Source organism: Candidatus Omnitrophota bacterium (assembly GCA_030695905.1).
Taxonomy (GTDB): Bacteria; Omnitrophota; Gorgyraeia; order 2-01-FULL-45-10; family 2-01-FULL-45-10; genus CAZHPY01.
On record JAUYOL010000031.1, the window covers coordinates 18,856 to 37,069 of the forward strand.

13 protein-coding genes and 4 tRNA genes are annotated in these 18,214 nt (G+C 44.1%); 15 read left to right on the forward strand and 2 right to left on the reverse strand.

Going from position 1 to position 18,214, the window contains the following annotated elements; all coding sequences use genetic code 11:
* The first annotated feature begins 23 nt into the window (after positions 1-23).
* The 15 genes from Q8R38_04790 (at position 24) to Q8R38_04860 (ending at position 16,128) form a co-directional block, all read left to right on the forward strand.
* Positions 24-986: a radical SAM protein gene (locus tag Q8R38_04790; protein MDP3791341.1), complete on the forward strand. Its 963-nt coding sequence runs from the start codon at positions 24-26 to the stop codon at positions 984-986.
* A 33-nt stretch (positions 987-1,019) separates the two neighbouring features.
* A tRNA-Arg gene (locus Q8R38_04795) sits at positions 1,020-1,096 on the forward strand.
* Positions 1,097-1,113: 17 nt separating this feature from the next.
* Positions 1,114-1,196: transfer RNA gene (locus tag Q8R38_04800), tRNA-Leu, on the forward strand.
* A 149-nt stretch (positions 1,197-1,345) separates the two neighbouring features.
* Positions 1,346-6,238, forward strand: coding sequence for an SAM-dependent methyltransferase (locus Q8R38_04805; GenBank protein ID MDP3791342.1), 4,893 nt, complete (start codon positions 1,346-1,348; stop codon positions 6,236-6,238).
* A gap of 121 nt (positions 6,239-6,359) precedes the next feature.
* Positions 6,360-6,435, forward strand: a tRNA-Lys gene (locus Q8R38_04810).
* Positions 6,436-6,590: 155 nt separating this feature from the next.
* Positions 6,591-6,665, forward strand: a tRNA-Gly gene (locus tag Q8R38_04815).
* Positions 6,666-6,712: 47 nt separating this feature from the next.
* Complete coding sequence (locus tag Q8R38_04820; protein ID MDP3791343.1) at positions 6,713-7,177, forward strand: PTS sugar transporter subunit IIA; 465 nt, start codon at positions 6,713-6,715, stop codon at positions 7,175-7,177.
* A gap of 24 nt (positions 7,178-7,201) precedes the next feature.
* Positions 7,202-8,443 (forward strand): YvcK family protein, encoded by a 1,242-nt coding sequence (locus Q8R38_04825; protein MDP3791344.1) that lies wholly within the window; start codon positions 7,202-7,204, stop codon positions 8,441-8,443.
* A 4-nt stretch (positions 8,444-8,447) separates the two neighbouring features.
* Complete coding sequence (locus Q8R38_04830; protein ID MDP3791345.1) at positions 8,448-8,735, forward strand: HPr family phosphocarrier protein; 288 nt, start codon at positions 8,448-8,450, stop codon at positions 8,733-8,735.
* Positions 8,732-10,498 (forward strand): phosphoenolpyruvate--protein phosphotransferase, encoded by a 1,767-nt coding sequence (ptsP, locus tag Q8R38_04835; protein MDP3791346.1) that lies wholly within the window; start codon positions 8,732-8,734, stop codon positions 10,496-10,498. The genes Q8R38_04830 and ptsP overlap by 4 nt, the downstream gene beginning before the upstream one ends.
* Positions 10,499-10,503: 5 nt before the next feature.
* The gene (locus Q8R38_04840) at positions 10,504-11,571 is read left to right on the forward strand and encodes a bifunctional phosphoglucose/phosphomannose isomerase (protein MDP3791347.1); all 1,068 of its coding nucleotides are present in this window, start codon (positions 10,504-10,506) and stop codon (positions 11,569-11,571) included.
* Positions 11,568-12,320 carry a nucleotidyltransferase family protein gene (locus tag Q8R38_04845; GenBank protein ID MDP3791348.1) on the forward strand — a complete coding sequence of 251 codons (753 nt, stop codon included), beginning with the start codon at positions 11,568-11,570 and terminating at the stop codon, positions 12,318-12,320. Before Q8R38_04840 ends, Q8R38_04845 begins: the two co-directional genes overlap by 4 nt.
* Before the next feature lie 2 nt (positions 12,321-12,322).
* Positions 12,323-13,504: a methionine adenosyltransferase gene (gene metK / locus Q8R38_04850; GenBank protein MDP3791349.1), complete on the forward strand. Its 1,182-nt coding sequence runs from the start codon at positions 12,323-12,325 to the stop codon at positions 13,502-13,504.
* Positions 13,505-13,518: 14 nt separating this feature from the next.
* Positions 13,519-14,775 carry an adenosylhomocysteinase gene (gene ahcY / locus Q8R38_04855; protein MDP3791350.1) on the forward strand — a complete coding sequence of 419 codons (1,257 nt, stop codon included), beginning with the start codon at positions 13,519-13,521 and terminating at the stop codon, positions 14,773-14,775.
* A gap of 24 nt (positions 14,776-14,799) precedes the next feature.
* Complete coding sequence (locus Q8R38_04860; GenBank protein ID MDP3791351.1) at positions 14,800-16,128, forward strand: class II fructose-bisphosphate aldolase; 1,329 nt, start codon at positions 14,800-14,802, stop codon at positions 16,126-16,128.
* Here Q8R38_04860 and Q8R38_04865 read toward each other — a convergent pair.
* Together Q8R38_04865 and Q8R38_04870 are read right to left on the reverse strand one after the other, a co-directional pair.
* On the reverse strand, positions 16,125-17,219 hold the full coding sequence (locus tag Q8R38_04865; GenBank protein ID MDP3791352.1) for an LptF/LptG family permease: 1,095 nt from the start codon (positions 17,217-17,219) through the stop codon (positions 16,125-16,127). The genes Q8R38_04860 and Q8R38_04865 overlap by 4 nt on opposite strands.
* Before the next feature lie 4 nt (positions 17,220-17,223).
* Positions 17,224-17,889, reverse strand: coding sequence for a ComF family protein (locus tag Q8R38_04870; protein MDP3791353.1), 666 nt, complete (start codon positions 17,887-17,889; stop codon positions 17,224-17,226).
* Positions 17,890-18,214 lie beyond the last annotated feature (325 nt).

An 18,214-nucleotide genomic window follows, 5' to 3' on the forward strand; every position in this document is an offset into this window, starting at 1 on the left:
TATTAGGGTTATAATTGTCAAATATGAATGCAAGGCCAAAGATAATAAACACCCCGTTTAATTATTACTTCGGGGTATTTTTGAATTTAAACTGCAGCCTGCCGTGTGAATACTGTGTGCAGAAGATAACCCTGCCGGATGTGCAGATTGCCCATTATCCGATAGTGTCAGGCGCTAAGTGGGTAGAGGCCCTTAATAGCGTAGCGGGCAGGACAAAGAAGCGGTTTTTCAGGTTTCCGAAGAAAAAGAAGATATCTATTACGGGCGGAGAGCCGACCCTGCACCCCGATTTTGTGTATATACTCAATAATCTGGATAATGACTGGAAGATCACGGTCACGTCAAATTTTACATCGCCGTTTTTTGACAAAGGCATAAAGCAGTTAAAAGCCATCAGAAGAAGGCGAAGCCTGAAATTCAATGCCTCGTACCATTTTATGTATACGCCTATAGAAAAATTCATAGAAAATGTGCAGAAAGTAAAAAAGGCGGGGCATATGGTGCACAGCCTTTTCATAGTGGCTCACCCGGCGCATATGGAAAAGATAGAGGAGTGCAGGCAGAAATTATTGAAGATCCATCCTGTGGTGAAGCTGCAGAGATTTTTTGGCCGGCACGAAGGCAAATTATATCCCTGTGAAGATGCCTATAATGTTGTTTGCGAACAGGAAGACGGCATAAGAAACTACGAAGCTTACAGGGAGGGGTTTAATCAGAAGGGTAAGCAGGATATATACTGCAGGATGAGAAAAGTTCTTTTCGCGCCGAACGGCGATATATATAATTGCCATTATAAGCTTTACACGGCCCACAAAGATAAGTTTGGGAATATCTTTAATGAAGATGTTTACATAATAATGCCGGAAGAGTTCTTTTTGTGCCACGATTATGGTTTTTGCAATCCCTGCGATTCCGAAGGGCACTCTTTCAAAAGACTGGATGGCAGCCAAGTCAACATAGGCGAAAAACCGGCAGTACGCACCTAATGGAATTGGATAGAAAATAGTTTTTATAATTTTGCGCCCGTAGCTCAATTGGATCGAGTGGCTGGATTCGAACCAGTAGGTTGGGTGTTCGATTCACCCCGGGCGCGCCACCAAACTACTTTATCGTGCGGACGTGGTGGAACTGGCATACACGTACGGCTTAGGACCGTATGCGAAAGCATGAGAGTTCAACTCTCTCCGTCCGCACCATTTGTTCTACATATATTACGCCGCTTTTATCACATCTAAACATAACCGTTTTACCCACCGGGTGGGTAAAACGGTTATGTTTGTTAAGCAATAAAAAATTTAGAATATTATAGTTGTCATTGTAACGTATTATGGTATGATATTATGGTATGTTAGGATATAAGAATCCAAGATGTATTAAAATTATATCCGTTTTGCTAATAGCCGCATTTTTAGGCACCAATTTCGCTATAGCATCCGATTCCCACGCTCTTTCCCCAACCTCTGAATTAAAACCAATAGCTCGAATAGTAAAACAAAATGGCGCATATAGCGTTGTCAGCGATGCCGGACAATTGAGTAAGGATGCGCGTTTCAAGGAAGTGGCGGAAGCGCTCTCTTTAAATACTGCAGCTATCAGAACCATCGGCCGGGCGCTCTATCTTCGTTTAAGCGAGTCCGGAGTCAAAGAGCTGCTTAGGCGTAGACTTTCCATATACCCACTGGTGGCAACAGGTCGCGTTGAAATTCAGAAGAAAACAGATGACTCTATATTTTTTACCTGCAAAGACGCTCGCCAAGGAATAATCTCTTATAGATCTTTTCTGCCGAATAATGAAAAACTTCCACCACGCGCGCAACTCATATCTTTGCCCGATGGGAAAATTTTTGGACTACAGGTCTTGTCGATAGAAAAAATGCCTGTCAATACGGCTGAAGACACCTTCATGCTCGAAAACTTTTTTACTTTCGAAGAATATATGGCACAGGCGCTTTATAATCCTGTCTGGGGATTTTATTCCGGAGGCAAAATAAGACTGGGCCATGATTTCGGCACTATGCCTATCATGCTTTCTCCTGTTTTTGGGCAAATGGCCGCGGAAAGATTCTTCCAGATGTGGAAAGGTATGGTCAAAGCGGGAACCATCGCTAATGATGAAAAATTTTATGTAATTGAATTTGGCGCCGGCACAGGGATTCTCGCCCGCGATATCCTTTCACATGTATCTGAAAAATCACAACTCGATAGAGAATGGAAAATATTTTACAACCAGTTCCAATATGTAATAGGCGAAATTGCGCCGCCATTAATACAAAAACAATCCGACAATAATAGAAGATTTATTGAAAACGGAAAATTAGAGATACGACAATCCGATGCCAGAAAAATGGATAATCTTTTTGGCGCAGGAAAAAAAATAAAAGGCGTTGTATTCTCTAACGAGCTTATGGACGCCTTCCCGGCTCACCGGATCACTATAGATAGCAATGGCAGGGCGCATGTAATAGTCTGTGTGCCCACTCTCGAAGATAAACTCTTTAGCGAAGAAGAGTTTTTTAACGGAGACCAAGTCTTACCCGGATCAGAAACTATGAGAAGCGTCGCATCCTTTATAGAGAAAGGGTTGAAAAATACGGGTTTAAGCATGGAAGAATTAAGGAAAAAGAGCAGTAAGGCCGGTTATTATGGACTCAATTCGCAATTTGTAAGGGATCTTGTCCAGGATCCATTTATAGTAATAGGTAGGGAAGATGCTATGCGATTACAGGATATCCTATCCCGCCCCGGCATGGAAAGGTACCGCAAAGTTTTAAACGCGTATTTAACGGTTAAAGAGTATGAGGTGCCGATAGAGTCCTTTCCGGAATTAAAAAAATGCTTTGAAGTCAATAGTAATGAAATAAAAAACGCCCTTGCCGGAGACAATGGACGCATGGGCATATCTTTGGGGTGGTTTGAATTTGTCCGTAGCGCGTCCAGTCTTTTGGATAAAGGCTATGTATTTACAATAGATGACGGTTATATGACATCAGAGCTTATGCATCCTGGAAAAGTAAACGGGGACAATATACGCGTATTTCATCGTCAATTTGGCAATGTGGGTAATCCCTACCGCCACTGGGGCGAACTAGATATATGCGCGATGCCTGATTACGGAATGATGGAAAAAGAGGGATTGGAGCATGGTTTAAGGCCGGTTTTTAATGGTGCGTTAGTTTCTCTACAGGAAGATATATCTCTAAAGATAGATTCGGAAGATTCGCATAAGCAGATCGTTAGTTATTTGGAAAGATTTGAAATCGCGATACATATTGAACCTCTGGTGCTTAAAGCGAGAAAAGATCTTTCCGAAACGGAAAAGTCCGAATTCAGAGCTGCCATAGAAAAGTATCTCGAAAAAGGCGAATGTCCTCTTGCGGGCAGTATCAGTAAAAAAGCAGAAGAGGTTTTTACCGAGCTCATTACAGGCGCAAAAAAAGCCGCTGAAGACACCTATTCTGACTGGCGTAAAATGTTTGCTACCGAACATCGTATTCTTATTCAGCAAAAGGAAGGTACGGACCCAGCATACTATTTTGGAACGGCCGTTTCGGTCGGGCACAAAAAACAGCTTGGCACTTCAAGGTTCGATGAGGAGATTTTTAGGGAGGATACGAGTAGAAATAAGCGCTTAACTACTGTGCCAGGCAGGGAGGGTAATAGCCAAATATCCGGATCGCGGCCTATCGGCAAAGAGGGAGAAGAGATACCGTTTTTTGAAGAAGCATTAGATTCCACCATTGGAATTGATATGGATGGAAGCGAGCGCAGGGCCTCGCTGATGATTAACCAGGAATTGATGAGCGAATTAAGCGAGACTGACTTAAGTCGGATTAAAGAAAAAATAGGTAAAGACCATGCGGCAGAAGAAAATGTACGGTCAGCAAGGCTGGACCTGGAGCATCCCATAACTCATATAAAGGGCGAAAGACTACAGATACCGATAGAATCTTTATGGATAAAAGGCATTGTATTTGATAGTAGAAGCGAGCTCTCTTTTCATGAGGGTGACGATGCCCGCGGAAGTGTGCCTTATCTTTTTCTTGCAGATAAAAATGGCCTTATCCACCGGCGTGATTCGGAAGGAGTTCCGCATGGGGCGGCTTATCTTCGTGATGTGATCAATGAGTATTTAATATCAATGGACATAACACACGATGTGAGGTTAAAAGGCAAGGCTGTGCCGAAATATCCAGTGGGATGGGGAGAATTTTTTATTGAAACGCCCTTTCGCGACAAGGACGGCGACATAAGGCGCCTTGGGTTTGTTATTTTGGGAAATTCCGCGGAATTGATGAAAAGGTCAAACAATACCACATGGGGAGAAGATACCGCAGCGGCTTTGAAGACACTGCATGATAATGGTTATTTCAGGCATTATACGCATCCAGGCAACATATCCATCTTGCCGGATGGGAGCACTCAGATCCATGACCTCGACATCATGGTTGACCAGCGGACCGGGATGACACCTGAAGAGATGCTTGCCAATCAATTTTTAGATTTTGATTATGTCTTCGGTAAGCTCGTAGAGATGAGGGCCTTATTCACAAGCGCCGATGAAGAGATAACGATTGAAGGTGTAGGCATCTTTGAAAAATATTTCCCGGATGAAGACGCGAGCCTGGGTAAGATAACATTTAAAGAAGTCGAGCGTCTCTTGCGTGAAGCACAATCCGCGCCGGTGAATGAAATCAAACATCCATTGATAGATGCGCTCAAAAGAAACATGGAGCGAGCAGGTTTAGCTGATTTAGGGATAGAGTTGCATTCAGATGCTAAGGGTGCGAAGGATAATGATCTGCGTATTGAGGTAGAGAGAGAATTTGGCATGTATCTTACAGCAGACAAAATGAGTCCGGAAATCAAGACGGATGGCAGGATAGAGTATGTAAGATTCAACGTCAATGATGAAGAAGGCCATAGAGGACCGGCAGACGATATATCAAGGTTCCGTCTTAGCGAAGGCGACTTCCTGGACATATTTGATACGGAAGAATCGAGTGCGCTTATAGGTCGGGATATGAAGGCAAATGAACGGCTCGCCACAGAAAAAATAACAACATGCGTTGGCGTAATGTTCGAGATTGTATCAAAAGGTAGACGTATACCGGGGATATCACATCTTTTGTCCGGATCCGAAGATCAGGAAGACCTGTTTAACGAGTCGGAAGCCTTTCTTAAAATTCTTACTGAAGAGAATCCGGATGAATTAAAGATTGTTATATATAGTGATGAAATTGGCGATGGGGAGTTCAGCCGGAATAAACGGATGGCATATCAAAAACTCATTCAGGAACTGCGCACGTGTTTTCCATTTGCTATCATAAAGGAAGAAGTTTGGCATGGCCTATACGAAGATACGGCTCTTATGGTATCCAGGGGCGGATGGGCTATATATAGAGGTTATAAGAACATTTCCGGTCCCGGCCAGATCTTATGCGGTAGTTGGGCTGAAGTAGAGAATCGGATAAACAATCATGCCGAATCGCTCTTAGAAGAAGAGCTCGCAATTGCTCTTGATAAACCTGCCGTAAAAGATCCATGGGAAATGTATATGGAGGGTGAGACAATTTCTGCAGATTTGAGTAGAGTTGTAGTCAGAGAGCCGAAAGAGATGGCAAGTCTTATTGATACTGAAAGCAGGCGAGGTGGCATATTCCTGGATGAATTGAAGATCTTGGCCCAGAAAGCTAAAGAGGAGGGCAGAAAAATCCTCATAGCCCTGGAAATAGACGGCCTTGTTTCGACCGGCCAAAGAAGCATGATGCAGCCGTTATTATCAGAATTGCACAGACTTGAAGACGATCTCAGGAAAATAGGCTTGGATAATGTCATTATAGTGCGCGGTTCCGGCAGTGAATTTGCAGTGAAAATTACAAAAGCCATGTCGGCGTCATCTATTAAATTACAGGATGTTATAGTGCTTGGCAGAGAAGATACGTTGAATTCTTCATCATTTGATAATCTTAAAAGCACTGATTCCATAAACGGCGCGCTACTCGTAGGAATCGATCCAAGGAATCTCTCAGGATATAATTATATGCGGCTTCTCGAAATGCTTATGATAGCGCTTAGTATAGCCGATGGCAAACAAATCGATCCCAAACAGCACCCGGAGATAATTATAGAGTTTATCGGTAAAAGGCTAATCAGGCTTATTCCTCTTGCCGAGCCGATGAAATACGAAGAGCTAAAAACTATATATAAAGGCCAATTTAAATCTCTGCAAGCTGCATAATAAAACATTGCATAAACCCTTAAAATTCCTTAAATATATTGATTTTGTTATGTCGGTTTGGTATAATTACCACTCTATTTTATTTGATATATTAGGCTGTCTGCCTGAAGTTACAGGTAGCGCCCGCATAGCTCAATTGGCAGAGCAGGACACTCTTAATGTCAAGGTTCCAAGTTCGATTCTTGGTGCGGGCACCATGAACCACTCGCGTTTGCCTGTATGTGGTTCATGCCCTGTACCTGAATTCGCCGAAGGCGAATGAATGGTATAGGGCAAACGCTCAGGTTCATGGCGCAGCCTGCCATGTATCTGACGAGCGAAGCGAGAAATAATATAAGACATAAGAAAAACCGCGGCGGTAATTCAGTGGTAGAATGCGACCTTGCCAAGGTCGATGTCGTGGGTTCGAACCCCATCCGCCGCTCCATTTTCCAATATTTTTGCTTGGCAGCAAAAGGAGGAAATAAATAACATATGAAGATAATGGACTTTTTGAACAAAAAGGCCATATCGGTGAATGTAAAAGCGACCGACAAGGAAGGCATAATTCGCGAACTTGTCGACCTTCTCTCTAACGCAACCGAGATAAAGAACAAGGAAGAGTTAATAAAGGCCGTCTTGTCCAGGGAAGCGCTGGGTTCCACCGGTATAGGTCAGAGCGTAGGTATTCCACATGCAAAATCTCAGAACGTAAAGGAACTTGTAGCTGCGTTTGGTCTGTCAAAAAACGGCGTTGATTTCGATTCGCTTGACGGAGAACCGGTCTACATATTTTTCCTTCTCCTGGCCCCCGAGGAATCGGCAGGCCCTCATCTTAAAGCGCTTGCCAGGATCTCCAGGATGCTCAAAGATAAATATTTCAGAGAACTTCTTAGGAAGGCGAAAGATGAGAATGAGATCTTGCGCATAATCCAGGAAGAAGATTCCAAAAAATACTAATTAATTTAGGGAACAGGCTAAGTAATGAAGATATTAAGAGCCTTTAAGTGGCTTTATCCGGGGATGAGGGTCAAGAGATGGAGTCTTTTGGCCGTATTTGGCGTCATCATGGTCTCCATGGGGTTTGTTATGATAATAGCGGAGCAGACCTCAAAGAGCAAGACGTTTGCCGCGGCGGTAATCATTATAGGTATACTCGGCATAGTTACCGGTATAAAGCGGATCATAAAATCTTTCATTACTGTGTTATTGCCGCAGAGAGAAAGCGAACTTGTAGACAAGGTCTACCAGAAGCTGATCTTGGAAAAAGGGCCGAAAATAGTAGTCATAGGCGGAGGGACGGGGCTGGCGATGTTATTGCACGGCCTGAAAGAATTTACCAGTAATATTACCGCCGTTGTGACCGTAGCTGATGATGGCGGATCGAGCGGCAGGCTAAGGCAGGATCTTGACGTATTGCCTCCGGGAGATATCAGAAGTTGTCTGGTTGCGTTAGCCGATGCCGAACCTCTAATGGCTAAGCTCTTCCAATTCAGGTTTGAGGAGGGGGAAGGGTTAAAAGGGCACAATTTTGGAAACCTTTTTATTACCGCGATGTCAAAAGTTACAGGTGATTTTGATGAAGCGATAAGAGAGTCCAGCAAAGTTTTGGCCATAAGAGGGAAGGTCATACCATCCACATTGGACAAGGTTACGCTGGTCGCCGAGCACAATGACGGCACTCAGAGCGCCGGTGAGAGTAATATACCCAAGGCGCTGAAGCCTATCAAAAGAATATTTTTAAGGCCCGGGGGAAGTAAGCCTACACATGACGCGATCGAGGCTGTGAAAAAGGCGGATGTGATAGTATTAGGTCCGGGTAGCTTATATACAAGCATAATGCCGAATCTTCTTATAGAGAAATTATATAAGGAGATGATCGCGTCAAAGGCTATCAAAATATACGTGTGCAACGTGATGACGCAGAAGGGTGAGACGGATGGCTACAAGGCGAGCGATCACCTTAAAGCTATTATAGATCATACCGCGCCGGGTATAGTCGATTATTGTGTCATTAATACCGCAAGGATACATGATACGATACTTAACAGGTATAAGGAAGAAGGCGCGGATCAGGTCGCTGCGGATCCGGAAAATTTAAAGAAGATGAAATGCAAAGTCGTCGAGGCCCATATAGTTAAGATAAAGGACTTTGTCAGGCATGATTCCGAAAAATTGGCCAAGATAATAATAGATCTTGCCAGCAGTTTAAAGAAGGCGCATTAAGCAGATGAAAGAGGTAATAGTTGTCGAGAGGGCTGTAATAATAAAAAATAAGCAGGGGCTGCACGCGCGTCCCGCGGCGCTATTTGTCCAGATAGCGAATAAATTTGATTCTGATATTACCGTTACCAAGGGTAAGACCAAGGTTAACGGTAAATCTATTATGGGGATAATGATGCTCGAGGCGGGCAGGGGTTCCAAGGTTATCATAGTCACAAAAGGAGAAGACGCCGAGAGCGCAATGGCAGAGTTAGAAGCGCTGCTTTTAAGCGATATCGAGGACGTTATAAAATGACAAGAGAAAAAGAACTTGCATTAAAAGGTATTCCTGCCGCTCCCGGTATAGTAATAGGTAAAGTGCTGCTTTTGGATAGAGAGCAGTATGTAATTCCTAAGAGGCCCGTAAAAGACGATCAGATTCAGGTAGAGATAAAGCATTTTAGAGATGCTTTAATACAGACTAAGCAGGAGATAATAGATATTAAGAAGCGTATCTCCGAAGAGCTTGGTACCGAGCATGGCCAGATATTCAGCGCGCATCTTCTTGTTATAGAAGACAGCATGCTGATAGAAGAGGTAATCGCGAAGATTAAGAAAGAAAAACTTTCCGCCGAATACGTATTCCAGGATGTGCTCAAAAAGTATATAAAAGTATTCTCGGAAATGGATGATGAATATCTCCGTGAGAGAATAAGCGACATAAACGATATAGGCAAGAGGATCCTCAAAAACCTTATCGGCGCCAGAGAAGACGCGTTGGCCACATTGAAAGAGAAAGCCATTGTAATATCTTATGACCTTTCGCCTTCCGATACAGCTACTATGCACAAGAAAAATGTTATAGGTTTCGCTACGGACATAGGCTCAAGGACATCGCATACCGCTATCATGGCGAAATCACTGGAAATACCCGCGGTAGTCGGACTCGAAACCATTACAAAAGATGTCAAAAATGGCGACAATATAATAGTGGACGGGACGCACGGTCTTGTTATCATCAATCCTACCCCTGCTACACTTAAGCATTATGAATTGGCCCGCAAAAAGATGGTTGCTTTCGAAAAGCACCTGCTCGAAACCAAAGAATTGCCGGCGCAAACTCTGGATGGCAGAAAAATCGAACTAATGTCCAATATAGAGATACCCGAAGAGGTTCCGTCCGTATTAGCGCATGGCGCTGAAGGCATAGGCCTTTACAGGACAGAATATTTTTACATGAACCGCAAAGATCTGCCTACAGAGGAAGAGCAGTTCAAGGCGTATTCATCTGTAGCGAAAAAGATGAAGCCTTATACGGTTATTTTAAGGACGCTGGATCTTGGCGGAGACAAATTTCTTTCGCAGCTCGATATACCGCAGGAGATGAATCCTTTTATGGGATGGCGCGCGATACGTTTTTGTCTGGCCAGGCCCGATATATTCAAGACACAGCTGCGCGCTATATTGAGAGCATCGGTATTTGGCAAGCTGAAGATGATGTATCCGATGATTTCAGGCCTTGAGGAACTCAGGCAGGCGAACGCTATTTTAGAAGATACAAAGAAGGAGTTAAGAAAGGAAGGCATAGCCTTCGATGATAATATGCAGGTAGGCGCTATGATAGAAGTTCCTTCCGCCGCTTTGACCGCGGATATGCTGGCAAGAGAAGCGGACTTTTTTTCGATAGGCACCAACGATCTTATACAGTACTCTCTTGCGGTCGACAGGGTAAATGAGAAGATAGCTTACCTCTATGAGCCCGCGCATCCCGCGGTGCTCATTCTTATAAAAAACATTATTGAGGCCGGTCATAGGGCGGGTATATGGGTAGGGATGTGCGGAGAGATGGCCGGAGACCTATATATGACCTTGATACTTTTGGGGCTTGGACTGGATGAATTCAGTACTTCGCCGGTGGCTGTGCCCGAAATAAAGCGCATAATAAGATCCGTTACAATGGATCAGGCTAAGGAGATAGCTCAGCAGGCTCTTACATTATCTACGGGTAAAGAGGTCGAAAGATTCGCGAGAAGAAAACTTAAAGAGCTGGTGCCTGACGTAGGAATAGAGGTAGAATAATATCAGTGAGAGCCTTAGATAGTATCGCAGGACTAAAAGAATACGATAAATCCGGAATGCTCGAAATTATCGAATCATTTCCGGATCAATGTCAAGACGCTAAGCGCATAGGTTACGAGTTCGAGCTGCCGGAAGGGCTTAAGAAGAGATATAGAAATATAGTATGTGTAGGAATGGGCGGGTCGGCCATAGGCGCGGATCTGATCAGATCTTATATTTTAGACGATATAGATGTGCCGTTCTTTGTAAACAGGAATTATCTTTTACCCAATTTTGCGGATGACCAGACACTTGTCATAGTGTCAAGTTATTCCGGGAACACCGAAGAGTCTTTAAGCGCTTATCGCGACGCGAAATCCAGAAGCTGTGAGATTATAGCCATAACATCCGGCGGCAAGCTGTCGAAGATGGCCAAAGATGACGGTGTGGCGATAATAGATATACCGGCGGGATTGCCTCCTCGTGCCGCATTGGGCTATTCTTTTTTTCCGCTTTTGATACTATTGTCGAAGATAGGGATAATAAACGATCAGGCCATTTTTATAGATAATGTTGCGCAGGTTTTGAGAAAATTAAGAAGATCCCGCCTGGATTACAAAATAAAAGGTAAGAATAATCAGGCCAAAAAAATAGCCGTTGAGATCTATGGTAAACTTCCGGTTGTATACGGCAGTCAGAGCCACATAGACAGCGTGGTAACCAGATGGCGCGGGCAGCTTGCGGAAAACTCGAAGACTTTGGCTTCGAGCCACTTGTTCCCCGAGATGAGCCACAATGAAATAGTCGGCTGGGAATATCCTAAGACGGTATTGAAGAATAGCATAGTTATAATGTTGAAAGACGCCGCGGACCATCCCGGAATTTTAAAGAGGATGGATGCCGTAAAGAAGCTGCTCGGTAAGGATGGCATCGGCGTAATCGAAGTTAACTCTACCGGTAAAGGTCTCCTGGCGAGGATGTTCTCTTTGGTATACATAGCTGATTATGTAAGTTTTTACCTGTCGATATTAAATAAGACAGATCCGTTGCCGGTGGAAAGAATCACGTTCCTAAAAAAGGAGCTTTCAAGATGAAGGCGCTCATACTGGCTGCAGGTTATGCTGTAAGGCTTCAACCGCTTACATTAAATACGCCCAAGCCGCTTCTTGAAGTGGGCGGTAAGAAGATAATTGACAGAATATTGGCCAAGATAGCCGGTTTGAATAATCTGGACGAAATCTATGTGGTTACAAACAGTAAATTCTGCCAGAAGTTTGTGCAATGGTCCAAAACCTGCGGCTGCAAAAAAAATATATCCGTGATAGACGATGGCACGCTGACCAACGATACAAGGCTGGGAGCTATACGCGATATGGACCTTGCGATTAAAAATAGGAAGATTAACGACGACTTGTTGGTGATAGCGGGAGATAACCTTTTTGAAGTGGATATGGATATATTCATGAATTTTGCCTCATCAAAAGGTGACGGAGTATCCGTAGCGTTACATGATGTAGGAAGCCTTGAAGCGGCAAAAAAATATGGTGTGGTTAGTATAGATAAATCCGGCCGCGTTGTAGAGTTTGAGGAGAAGCCTCAAAGCCCTAAGTCGACGCTTATATCTACCGGTATATATTATTTTCCGAAAAAACAAGTAAGCGGTATAGGTAAGTATCTAAAGATGGAAGGCGTAAAAAATGACGCGCCCGGTTATTATATAAAATGGTTGAGCGCGAATGGTAATGTTTATGGTTTTCCTTTTTCGCAGAAGTGGTACGATATAGGGGATATCGAATCATACAAGATAGCGGATGAGGAATATAAAAAAGGGGAGAATAAGTAAAGATGGAGAAGAATAAATTTTTATTTACTTCGGAAAGTGTTACGGAGGGCCATCCTGATAAAGTATGCGACCAGGTATCTGATGGCGTTCTTGATGAAGTGTTGAGGCAGCATCCGGATGATCCTTCGGAAAGAGTTGCGTGTGAGACATATGTTACTATGGGGCTTCTTATAATAGGCGGAGAGATAACTACAAAAGCTTATGTGGATATACATAAGATGTGCCGCAATATATTAAAAGAGATAGGATATACACACACCAAATACGGATTCGACTATCACACGTGCGCGATACTTAACGCGATACATACGCAGTCTCCTGACATAGCGATGGGTGTAGACGCCGGAGGCGCTGGAGACCAGGGTATGATGTTCGGCTATGCGTGCAAAGAGACACCGGAGCTCATGCCGCTGCCGATAATGCTTGCTCATAAATTATGCCAGAGGCTTGCCCAGGTGCGCAAAGAGGGCATTCTCGACTACTTGGGGCCGGATGGGAAATCACAAGTAACTATAGAATATGTGAACGGTAAACCTGCAAGAGCCACTTCAGTGGTATTAGCGTCACAGCATACCGAGGCGGTAGTTGATAAAAAGACGGACATGATGTCCGATGCCGCGCGGCGCGAAATAATAGCGAAAGTAGCGAAGCCCGTATTAAAAGAGTATCTTGATAAGAACACAAAGTTTTATATTAATCAAACCGGAAAGTTTTTGGTCGGCGGGCCGCAGTCCGATACAGGTATGACAGGACGCAAGATAATAGTAGATACATATGGCGGGATGATACCGCATGGCGGCGGCGCGTTCTCTGGCAAAGACCCCACTAAGGTGGATCGTTCAGCGGCTTATATGTCCCGATATGTAGCCAAAAACCTTGTTGCGGCCGGTATAGCTGAAAAGTTAATGATACAACTCGCTTATGTAATAGGTAAGGCTGAACCTCTATCCATAATGGTTGAGACATATGGCACCGGACGCATGAGTGATGAAAAGATAGTGAAACTGATAGAAGATAATTTTGATCTTACGCCCGGCGGGATAATTCATACGTTAAAACTGCGTAATTCTTCGAATGGCAGATATCGTAAAACAGCTGCCTATGGACATTTTGGAAGAGACGAAGAAGGTTTTACATGGGAGCGTACGGATCAGGCGAAGGCTTTGGCCAAAAACATAAAATAAAGGATAAGAATACAATGAAATATGACGTAAAGAACCTTGGTTTGGCAGAGAAGGGGAGGCTCAGGATAGAGTGGGCTAATGAATATATGAAGGTGCTTTCTTTGATCCGCAAACATTTCAAAAAAGAAAAACCTCTAAAAGGGCTCAAGATCGCCTGCTGCCTTCATGTCACAACAGAGACGGCGAACCTCGCTTACACATTAAAGGAAGGCGGCGCTGAAGTGGTCGTCTGCGCTTCAAATCCCTTGAGCACACAGGATGATGTCGCGGCATCGATGGTGAAAAATTTTGGCATTGCGACATTCGCGATAAAGGGCGAGGATAATAAGACATACTATAAGCATATCGAAAGCGTTTTAGACGCCAAGCCTAATATTACGATGGATGACGGCGCCGATCTCGTTTCAATGATACATAAATCAAAAAAACATCTGGCCAAATATATAATAGGCGGTACCGAAGAGACCACGACCGGAGTTATAAGGCTGAAGAATCTTGATAGAAAAGGCATATTGATGTATCCGATCATCGCGGTAAATGACGCGAGCACGAAGCACTTTTTCGATAACCGCTATGGTACCGGTCAATCAACTATAGACGGTATAGTGCGTGCCACAAATGTTCTTCTTTCTGGAAGCCTTTTTGTAGTCGCCGGTTATGGCTGGTGCGGCAGGGGGGTGGCCATGCGCGCTCGTGGTATGGGCGCGAATGTCATAGTTACCGAGATAGATCCGCTTAAAGCGCTTGAGGCTGTGATGGACGGTTATCAGGTAATGCCGATGAAAGACGCGGCAGCGATCGGAGACATATTTGTAACGCTGACCGGGGATATAAACGTGATACGTAAAGAGCATTTTGAAGCGATGAAGGACGGCGCGATAGTTGCTAATTCCGGGCATTTTAACGTGGAGATAGATATAACCGGTCTCGAAAAAATTTCGAAGAAGAAGCGGCTGGTGCGTGAGTTTGTAGAGGAGTATACTCTTAATAGCGGACGCCGCATAAATCTTCTGGGCGAAGGCAGACTTATTAATCTCGCGGCGGCCGAAGGGCACCCCGCCAGTGTAATGGATATGAGTTTTGCGAACCAGGCGCTTTCATCCGAATATATCGCCAAAAATTATAAGAAACTCGATAAAAAGGTTTATAAAGTGCCGGAGGTCCTTGATAATAATATAGCAAAGCTGAAACTGGAGTCTCTGGGGGTAAATATAGATGCGCTGACAAAAGAGCAGAAACATTATTTAGAGAGCTGGGAACTGGGAACATAACAAATAAAAGGGAGGCGTAGTAAGATGGGCAGGAAAGCGGTAGATATGGATAGTATTGTATCAGACTTAGTTTTGGCACCTAGTATGGATGAAAAGATCAGAGTAGCGAAAAAGATAACCGACATCGCTTATAAAAAAGGTATCTATTCTTCAAGTATAAACGGCCTTTATATGGCTAGGGGTAAGAATGAATTCCCCTGCACGTTTACTGTGCCCGCAATTAATTTAAGGACATTGACATATGATCTCGCAAGGGCGATATTCCGCGTCGCAAAGCGCAATAATGCCGGAGCGTTCATATTCGAAATAGCGAAGTCGGAGATGGGGTATACCGACCAGCCGCCGGTTGAATACGTTGCCGTATGTCTTGCCGCCGCGGTGAAAGAAGGCTGGACAGGCCCCGTATTTATACAGGGTGACCATTTCCAGGTAAGCGCCAAAAACTATAGGGATAATCCTACAAAGGAGATAGACAGTCTTAAGGCCCTGATGTCCAAAGCCATAGAGGCGGGATTTTATAACATAGATATAGACTCATCTACCCTGGTTGACCTTTCAAAGCCGTCCATAAAGAAGCAGCAGAAAGACAATTATGAGGTGTGCGCTCTTCTTACCAACTTCATAAGGCAGAATCAGCCTCGCGGGATAGAGATATCTGTGGGCGGAGAGATAGGAGAAGTCGGGCACCAAAATTCCACGCCGGAAGATTTAAGGGCATTCATGGACGGGTACAAAGATAAGCTGCGTAAGGGCAGAGTGGGCATAAGCAAGATAAGCATCCAGACCGGCACATCTCACGGCGGCGTCGTGCTGCCGGACGGCACAATAGCCAAAGTCAAGCTTGATTTTGACACGTTAAAAAATCTGTCGAAGATAGCGAAAGAGGAGTATGGCATGGCCGGCGCGGTTCAGCACGGAGCGAGCACACTTCCTTCGGAGGCGTTCGGGAAGTTCCCGGAGAATAACGCGGCAGAAGTGCATCTGGCGACCGAATTCCAGAATATGGTATATGACAGCGCTCATTTCCCCAAAGAGCTTAAAGATAGAATGTATGATTGGGTAAGAAAGAACCTGGCTTCGGAAAGAAAGCCCAATGATACCGACGAGCAGTTTATATACAGCGCCAGAAAAAAAGCTTTGGGCGCGTTCAAAAAGGATATAATGAACCTTCCCAAAGAAACGAGGGACGCTATAGCGGCGGAGTTGGAAAAGAAATTCGAGTTTCTCTTTGAAAAACTTAATGTGAAGAATACCAGGGATCTTACTTCCAAGTATATAACTTTGAAGAGGGTTATATCCAGGAAGAGAGAGCCTTCTGCTCACGTAGAATTGACAGGAGAGGGCGCGGATTAAGCTCTTTTATTTAGTAGATATATCCCCAGCCCGGCGAAGACTATGTTGCCGAGCCATGCGGCGATGAATGGAGGGAGGGCTCCGTTTTTTCCCAGAGCCAGTGATACTGCTATTACGGCGTAGTATAGAAGGCCTATTACTATGCTCATGCCTATGCCTATCATGACACCTCCGCGCATAGTCAGAAGCGCGAATGGCGCCGCTACCATTATTATTATAAGGCTGATAAACGGAAAGGCGACCTTGTAGTGCAGGTCGACAAGGAAGTTTCTGGCTATCTTGAGGTCCGAACCGCGGAAGTTTTTAATATAGTTGCTTAGTTCCCCGTAACTCATGAAATCTGATTTCCATTCTCCATACGCGAAATCCCTGGGCCTTTCCTTAAGAGGTATTATCATTTCGGTATGAAATTCCGGCGCGCTCATTATTTTACCCGCATTATCAATCTTGGTCTTTATGACTTTATAAAATTTCCAGCCGGAGCCTGTCCAGACGGCGCTTTGGGCCGTGACCTTTGATATGAGGCTTTCCGACATGTCGTGCTCATGTATGATTATGTCGTTAAGCTTCTTATTTCCGACCTCATAATTTCTCGCGAAGACTATCCTGTTTCCGGTTCCATATACCGCGACATTTTCTATGACCCTTGATTTATTGTCCGAAACCTTATGTTTTTCCAGCTCTTCGCGCCTTATCATCTGCGATACCTTCGATGTTACAGGTATTATCCTGTCATTTGCCACATATACGAAAATGCTGATCAGAAAACCGATTGCGAGCAGAGGCGTCAATATGCGCCATAATCCTATGCCGCTCGATTTCATCGCTATAATTTCGTTATTCTTATTCAGATTGCTCAACATATATATAGTGGATAGCAGGACCGCCATAGGGATGACCTGCTGTATTATTATTGTGGGCGTATAATAGAAATAGAACGCGAATATGGACTGAAGCGGAATCTTAAATTTTACTATATCGTCTATAAAAGAGAATATATCTATTATTACCGCCATTATCACGAATACGAAGAGGCACCATATGAAGGATGAGGCGAAACTTTTTGACATATATCTGTCTATTATCTTCATTGCGCTAAATTCCTCTTGCAAGTGTTAAGCATGTTACTCTTTTTGCGTCGCCCGACAGGAGAATGCCCGCGCACTCATTTAATGTCGCGCCAGTAGTCATAACATCGTCTATCAGAAGGATGCTTTTTCCGCTTATGTTGGTATTTTTGTATACTCTAAAAGCATTTTTGAGATTAACAAGCCTGTCGGATTTTGATAATTCGTTCTGGTATCTCGTCTTTACCGTCTTCTCAAGAGTATGTTTAATTGGCATACTGAATTCTTTAGCTATTTTATTCGCAAGCAGTAGCGATTGATTGAATTCGCGCTCTTTTAACCTTGCTTTGTGTAATGGTACGGCCGTTATCATGTCAACTTCCGTGATTTCTGGATTTTCCCTAATATAATTTATCATAATTTTCGCAAATATACCCGTGAGGGCCGTTTTGCCTTTGTATTTAAAGCTGTGTATAAGATCTTTCGTTATGCCCTCGTATAGACATGCCGAATATGCTATCACAGACGATGTTTCAAGCTCAAATGGCGGCATTGCATTGCATTTTATTGAGCCTATGCACTGGCCGCAGAGGTGAAACTTGTTAAGCGCGTCGAGCTGCTTAGCGCAACCAAGGCAGTGTAAGGGATAGAAGAGGTTTATGAAATTTTTAGCGATCGTTTTCAGCTCCTGCATAGAGAGCTATTATATACCGCCTTACCGCAAGGGTCAAGGGCAGTAATTTCTCACTTCAACCTGTAGGCGGTTACTTTGGCGGCCGCCTTCCGCTTGTCATCCATACCTAAGCCTTTAGTTACGGTCAGCGCAAGCCACCTAAATAGACATATAAATTTTCTCCACCCACAAGAGTCCCCGAGGAATGGGGTACCTCGCGGGAACGCTTACTTTTCCCCTGCGAGGAAAAGTAAGCTCGGACTCATTGCTCGCTCTCCCGCCAAATAGTGTAGAATAGCCCTATATGTTATGCGGTAGCCTTGTTTTTAAAGGTATTTGGCGGGAA

Excerpts from the sequence above, each read along its gene's own strand:
- Q8R38_04790 (MDP3791341.1), top strand. The coding sequence starts at position 24 with ATGAATGCAAGGCCAAAGATAATAAACACCCCGTTTAATTATTACTTC.
- Q8R38_04870 (MDP3791353.1), bottom strand. The coding sequence starts at position 17,889 with ATGCAGGAGCTGAAAACGATCGCTAAAAATTTCATAAACCTCTTCTAT.
- ahcY (MDP3791350.1), top strand. The coding sequence starts at position 13,519 with ATGAAATATGACGTAAAGAACCTTGGTTTGGCAGAGAAGGGGAGGCTC.
- Q8R38_04805 (MDP3791342.1), top strand. The coding sequence starts at position 1,346 with ATGTTAGGATATAAGAATCCAAGATGTATTAAAATTATATCCGTTTTG.
- Q8R38_04830 (MDP3791345.1), top strand. The coding sequence starts at position 8,448 with ATGAAAGAGGTAATAGTTGTCGAGAGGGCTGTAATAATAAAAAATAAG.
- Q8R38_04865 (MDP3791352.1), bottom strand. The coding sequence starts at position 17,219 with ATGAAGATAATAGACAGATATATGTCAAAAAGTTTCGCCTCATCCTTC.
- Q8R38_04845 (MDP3791348.1), top strand. The coding sequence starts at position 11,568 with ATGAAGGCGCTCATACTGGCTGCAGGTTATGCTGTAAGGCTTCAACCG.
- metK (MDP3791349.1), top strand. The coding sequence starts at position 12,323 with ATGGAGAAGAATAAATTTTTATTTACTTCGGAAAGTGTTACGGAGGGC.
- Q8R38_04860 (MDP3791351.1), top strand. The coding sequence starts at position 14,800 with ATGGGCAGGAAAGCGGTAGATATGGATAGTATTGTATCAGACTTAGTT.
- Q8R38_04825 (MDP3791344.1), top strand. The coding sequence starts at position 7,202 with ATGAAGATATTAAGAGCCTTTAAGTGGCTTTATCCGGGGATGAGGGTC.
- ptsP (MDP3791346.1), top strand. The coding sequence starts at position 8,732 with ATGACAAGAGAAAAAGAACTTGCATTAAAAGGTATTCCTGCCGCTCCC.
- Q8R38_04820 (MDP3791343.1), top strand. The coding sequence starts at position 6,713 with ATGAAGATAATGGACTTTTTGAACAAAAAGGCCATATCGGTGAATGTA.